Annotated in this window: 4 protein-coding genes; all 4 read left to right on the top strand. The window is 28.0% G+C overall.

What is annotated here, in order from left to right; genetic code table 11:
• Nucleotides 1-189: 189 nt before the first annotated feature.
• From glgB to glgD, 4 genes are read left to right on the top strand one after another with little or no spacing between them, the layout of a single operon-like run.
• Nucleotides 190-2175, top strand: a complete 1986-nt coding sequence (gene glgB / locus A500_RS18855; protein ID WP_016209170.1) for a 1,4-alpha-glucan branching protein GlgB — start codon at nt 190-192, stop codon at nt 2173-2175.
• Between the two features lie 20 nt (nt 2176-2195).
• Nucleotides 2196-3641, top strand: a complete 1446-nt coding sequence (gene glgA, locus A500_RS18850; protein ID WP_016209169.1) for a glycogen synthase GlgA — start codon at nt 2196-2198, stop codon at nt 3639-3641.
• A 43-nt stretch (nt 3642-3684) separates the two neighbouring features.
• A complete protein-coding gene (locus A500_RS18845; RefSeq protein WP_016209168.1) occupies nt 3685-4869 on the top strand; it encodes a glucose-1-phosphate adenylyltransferase in 1185 nt (394 codons plus the stop codon).
• 14 nt (nt 4870-4883) lie between these two features.
• Nucleotides 4884-5990, top strand: coding sequence for a glucose-1-phosphate adenylyltransferase subunit GlgD (glgD, locus tag A500_RS18840; RefSeq protein ID WP_016209167.1), 1107 nt, complete (start codon nt 4884-4886; stop codon nt 5988-5990).
• Nucleotides 5991-6583 lie beyond the last annotated feature (593 nt).

Raw genomic sequence — 6583 nt, 5'->3', positions numbered from 1 at the left:
CATACTAAATAATTTTATAACATAGTTAGAAGACGTTTTACAAACATCTAATTATCAAAAATATGTAAATATATATCAAAAAAAACTATATTTTATAGATTATAGTATTATGGAATTTATGGAATAAAATGTAATTGGGTGATATAATTATCAACATAAGAATTATGTTAACTTTGGGAGGAGATTTTTATGGCACAGGAAGTAAAGAATAAAGCAAAAAAGGGACAACTTATAAATATAGACATAGATTCCTTTCATGAAGGTAGAAACTATAGTAGCTATTGGCTTTTAGGTTCACATTGTATTGTTGAAAATAGAAAACGGGGAGTAAGATTTACAACCTGGGCACCAAATGCTAGTGAAATATATGTAGTTGGCGACTTTTGTGAATTCAAGCCTATAAATGAATTTAAAATGGAAAAAGTAAATGAAAAAGGTTTATGGTCAATATTTATTCTTGGCTTAAGAGAAGGAGCCAAATATAAATATTACATTGTAAACAAAAATAATGAAAGAGGTATCTATAAAGCAGATCCGTATGCTAAATTATCAGAAATTAGACCGAATACTGCCTCTATTGTAAAAAGCGAATGTAAGTTTAAATGGATGGATAAGAAGTGGATAAATAAAAGAGGAAAAACAAATCTTTTTAAGGAGCCTATAAATATTTATGAAATGCATCTAGGTTCATGGAAAACTAATAATGGGGAATTTCTTACATATAAAGAGTTAAGTGATAAGTTGCCTGAATATTTAAATGAAATGGGATATACACATGTAGAATTTATGCCACTAGTAGAACATCCTTTAGATGCATCATGGGGATACCAAGGAACAGGATATTACTCAGTAACCAGTAGATATGGAGATTCAGAAGGTTTAAAACAATTAATAAATGTACTTCATAGAAATGGAATAGGAGTTATTCTTGATTGGGTTCCAGGACATTTTTGCAAAGATGAACATGGTCTATATCATTTTGATGGTACTCCAACATACGAATATCAGGAAGAGTGGAAGTCTGAAAATAAGGGCTGGGGAACTGCTAACTTTGATTTAGGTAGACCAGAAGTAAAAAGCTTCTTAATATCAAATGCATTATTTTGGCTCAGAGAATTTCATATAGATGGCCTTAGAGTTGATGCTGTATCTAATATGTTGTATTTAAACTATGGAAGAGGAGAAGGTGAATGGAAAACTAATAAATTTGGGGGTGATGGTTGTTTAGAAGGAATAAGTTTTATAAAGGAGCTAAATAAAGTAATATTTAATGAATTTAAAAATATTTTAATGATAGCTGAAGAATCTACTTCATGGCCAAGTGTTTGCAAGCCAATTGAAGATGGCGGATTAGGATTTAATTTTAAATGGAATATGGGGTGGATGAATGATACGTTAAAATATGTAGAAGTAGATCCAATATATAGAAAACATAATCATAATAAGATGACATTTTCCATGATGTATAACTATTCAGAAAACTTTATACTACCGATATCACATGATGAAGTTGTTCATGGCAAAAAGTCATTAGTTGATAAAATGTGGGGAGATTATTGGAATAAGTTTGCCGGGCTAAGACTATATTTAGCATATATGATGGGTCATCCAGGAAAAAAATTAACATTTATGGGATATGAATTTGCTCAATTTATAGAGTGGAGAGAATATGAAGAGCTAGAGTGGGAGTTAATAGATAAATTTGAAATGCATAAGTTAACACAAAATTATTGTAAATTTTTAAATAACTTTTATAAGGAAAATAAGGCTTTATGGGAATTAGATTACGATAATACTGGTTTTGAATGGATAGATGCTGATAATTCTAACCAAAGTATTTTTTCTTTCATCAGAAAAGGGAATGATATTAAAGATACATTAGTATTTATATGTAATTTTACTCCAGTGGTATATTACGACTTTAGAGTAGGGGTACCATATAATGCAAAATATAAAGAAATATTTAATTCTGATAATAAAGAGTTTGGAGGTTCTAATCAATTAAATGAAGAAATAATAGAATCTGAAGATATAAGTTATCATAATAGGAAGTACTCTATATCATTAAAAATACCACCTATGGCAGCAATAATATTATCTATAAGTGATTTAAATGAAGATATTAATTTGCTAGTAAATAAAGAAATAATTTTAGAAAACAAGTATAAGAGCTAGCATTAAAAGGGGGAATGAGATTGAATATTTTAATAGTTGCATCAGAAGCGCATCCATTTATTAAGACAGGAGGTCTTGGAGATGTTATAGGGGCTTTACCTAAAGCTTTAAAAGATTTAGGTGTTGATGTAAGGGTAGTAATACCAAATTATAGAGATATAAAAAAAGAAATTAAAGAAAGTTTAACATATATTGATAATTTCAGTGTAAATGTAGGATGGAGAACTCAGTATTGTGGTATTTTGGAGTATGAATATGATGGGGTACAATTTTATCTGCTAGATAACGAGTACTATTTTAAAAGAGGCGGATTATACGGATATTATGATGATGGAGAGAAATTTGCATTTTTTGATAGAGCTGTTTTGGAGTTTATAAAGCATATAGATTGGGTACCAGATATAGTACATTGTAATGATTGGCAAACTGGAATGGTACCAGTACTTCATAAATTAGAATATATAAAAGAAGAAAAATTCAAAAATATAAAGACAATATTTTCAATTCATAATTTATTTTTTAAAGGTATGTTTAGTAAAGAAGTATTGCCTGAGCTATTTGGGTATGATTACGAAGCTTTTAATAATGGTAGCTTAGAACTTTATGGAGCGGTAAGCTTTTTAAAGGGTGCAATCAATTATGCAGATAAGATCACTACAGTAAGTAAAAGTTATGCAGAGGAAATAAAGACTCCTGAATATGGAGAAGAGCTAGATGGACTTCTTAGATATAGAAGTTCTGTACTAGAGGGTATAGTAAATGGAATAGATTATGAAGAATATAATCCAGAAGAGGATAAATATATATATTCTAAATATAGTATTGATAATATTCAAAATAAATCAATCAATAAAGAAAATTTACAAAAGGAATTAGGATTACCTGTAAATAAAGATGTAGCTATGATTGGTCTAGTATCTAGGTTAACACATCAAAAAGGATGTGACTTAATTATAAATATATTAGAAGAATTATTAAAAGAGGAGGTTCAGGTTGTTATATTAGGAACTGGTGATAGTATGTATGAAGATGGATTTAAAAGTTTTCAAAATAGATATCCTAAGATGGTTAATGCAAATATAAGATTTAGCAATGAACTAGCACATAAAATTTATGCATCTTCTGATATGTTTTTAATGCCTTCATTATTTGAACCTTGTGGTCTTGGGCAATTAATAGCGCTTAGATATGGAAGTGTACCAATTGTAAGAGAAACAGGTGGGCTAAAGGATACTGTGGTTCCTTATAATGAATATGAAGGAACAGGTAATGGGTTTGGGTTTAAAAATTATAGATTTGATGAGCTTCTTAATATAACTAAATATGCATTAGGAATCTATAAAGATAAAAATAAATGGAATAGTATTGTAAGACAATCTATGAGCTCCGATAATAGCTGGGAAAAGTCCGCTATGGAATATATAAGGATATATGATGAATTATCATTTAATAATGTTAATAAATAATACATGTCTAATTAGGATTGGGATAGAAGAGAGGGGATAAAATATGGGGAAAAAAGAAATTGTAGCAATGATTTTAGCAGGTGGACAAGGGTCTAGATTAGGGATATTAACTAAAAATATGGCAAAACCTGCAGTGCCCTTTGGAGGAAAATATAGGATCATCGATTTTCCTTTAAGCAATTGCTCTAATTCAGGAATATATACTGTGGGGGTACTAACTCAATATAAGCCATTAGATTTAAATTCTCATATAGGAATAGGGGATCCATGGGATTTAGATAGAAGAGATGGTGGGGTATCTATATTACCTCCATATCAGGAAGAGAAAGGTGGAGATTGGTATAAAGGAACAGCTAATGCTATTTATCAAAATATAGAATATATAGATAGATTTGAACCTGAGTATGTTTTGATTTTATCAGGAGACCATATTTATAAAATGAATTATGATAGAATGTTAGATTTTCATAAAGAAAATAATGCAGATGCTACAATTGCAGTTATAGATGTTCCAATAGAGGAAGCAAGTAGATTTGGAATAATGAATACTAGGGCAGATAATTCAATATATGAATTTGAAGAAAAGCCTAAAGTACCTAAAAGTACTAACGCATCTATGGGAATATATATATTTAATTGGAGAATTTTAAAAAAGTTTTTAAGGGAAGATGAAAAAGATAAAAATTCAAGTAATGATTTTGGAAAAGATATAATACCTAATATGTTGAATAATGGAAGAAGATTAATAGCATATCCATTTAAAGGATATTGGAAAGATGTGGGAACCATCGAAAGTTTATGGGAAGCTAATATGGATTTATTAAAAATAGATAATGATTTAAATTTATATGATAGTGATTGGAAGATATACTCACAAAACCAAGTTAGACCAGCACACTATATTGGAGAAGAGGCTAAAATAGTAAACTCTTTAGTTGTAGAAGGATGTATAATAAACGGTAAAATTGAAAATTCTGTATTATCTCAAGGTGTTTATATTGGTAAAAATACAATAATTAAAGATTCAGTAATAATGACTAATGTACAAATAGGAGATAATGTTATTATAGAAAAGTCCATAATTGGAAGTAATGCAATAATAAATAATAATTGTCATGTAGGAGATAGTAAAAGTATAGAAGTTATTGGTGCATATCAATACTTACTTGATGAATCAGCCATAGATTTTAAGGAAATATGTTTAGATAGAAAAGTAATTAATCTTTAAGGGGGTAAATAAGAATGAATAATTGTTTGGGAATAATAAACTTAGATGAAAACCAAAGTAGAATGGGAGAGCTAGTAAGATATAGAACTTTGGCATCAGTACCTCTTTCAGCAAGATATAGGATAATTGATTTTGTATTATCTAATATGGCTAATTCAGGAATAGAAGGAATAGGAATATTTACTGCAAATAAATCAAGATCCTTAATAAATCATCTTACTAATGGAAGGCCATGGGATTTGCATAGAAAGAAAGATGGACTTAGAGTATTTAATTTCGGAGATTATGATCCAAACTATGATGATGTTCATAATTTCTTAGATAATATAGAGTTCATAGAGCAAAGTAAAAAGGAATATGTATTAATAAGCCCATCATATATGATTTGTAATATAGATTATAATAAAGTTTTACAATATCATAAAAAATCTAAAAATGATATTACTATAATATATAAGGATGTAGATGATGCAAATAAAAAATTTTTAGAGTGTGAAGTAGTTAATATAGAAGATAATAATAGAGTAATTAGTATAGGTGAGAATATAGGAAGAGAGAAAAATGCAAAAATAAATATGGAAATGTATATCATGGAGACACATTTATTTATTAAAATGATACATGAATGCATAAAAACGGGGATTCATAGAAAAATAAAAAGCTATATAGCATCCAGGCTTAATGATTTTAAAGTTGGCGCATATAAATTTAACGGATATTTAGCTTGTATAAATTCAATAAAATCTTATTTTGATACTAATTTAGATATATTAAATCAAGATATAAATAAAGAATTATTTTATAATTTAAAACCAATATATACAAAATCACAAGATGAGCCACCTACACAATATACTGATATAAGTTTAGTATCAAATTCTATAATAGCAAATGGATCGTATATAGAAGGAGAAGTTAAAAATTGCATTATAGGAAGACGAGTTGTTATAGGAAAAGGTGCAAAATTAGAAAATTGTGTAATAATGCAGAACAGTATAATTGGAGAAGAGGCAATAATGGATATGGTTATCGCTGATAAGGGAACAGTAGTTAATGGAAATCAACAAATTAGGGGAACTATAAATTATCCAGTAACAATACAAAGAAATAAGATAATTTAATAGTCCATGCTTCACAAGGCATAGTTCGCAGTTACTTTCATTTTATTGGTGACGAGGAATATTTATCAGATAACAAGTACTAGGTGTAGACTATAATTAAAAATTAAGAAGAGTTTACTCTAGACGATTTTAAGCATATAGGTTTTCATATTAAGTTCAAATATAAATGAGGTGAACTTCACCAAGTATTTAATGTTTGCTATTTGAAACTTAGAAGTTAATCAATATATAAGATAAGTTTTATTTAAAGACGAATTAAGTTTTTACTTATATATTTATTATTTTTATAAAAGATCTAACATATGTTTCTGATACCTTTATCCTAAAAAATATGAACTGTGAATTGTGCATTGTAAATTGAATAAAATTTTCTCATAATTTCAAACAAAGCCTCCTGGTGTGTCAATAGTATTATATTTTAGAAATAATGAGGTTTAATAAGTATATAAAGAATAATATAAGATAAATAGTATATTTTGTAGAAAAAAGTCTTATTATAGGTGGTACTATTAATAACGTTCCAGCGAGGAACAAGCTAAATTAAAAGAATTATTAGAAATAATAAAAATATTGACAATAATAGATTTTAATAG

The organism is Clostridium sartagoforme AAU1, from assembly GCF_000401215.1.
GTDB lineage: Bacteria > Bacillota > Clostridia > Clostridiales > Clostridiaceae > Clostridium > Clostridium sartagoforme.
Note: the sequence above shows the minus strand (reverse complement) of the source record. Positions and strands in the feature narration are given on the sequence as shown.

Bases quoted from the DNA above. Each gene is read 5' to 3' on its own strand.
- A500_RS18845 (WP_016209168.1), top strand. From the start codon at position 3,685: ATGGGGAAAAAAGAAATTGTAGCAATGATTTTAGCAGGTGGACAAGGG.
- glgD (WP_016209167.1), top strand. From the start codon at position 4,884: ATGAATAATTGTTTGGGAATAATAAACTTAGATGAAAACCAAAGTAGA.
- glgB (WP_016209170.1), top strand. From the start codon at position 190: ATGGCACAGGAAGTAAAGAATAAAGCAAAAAAGGGACAACTTATAAAT.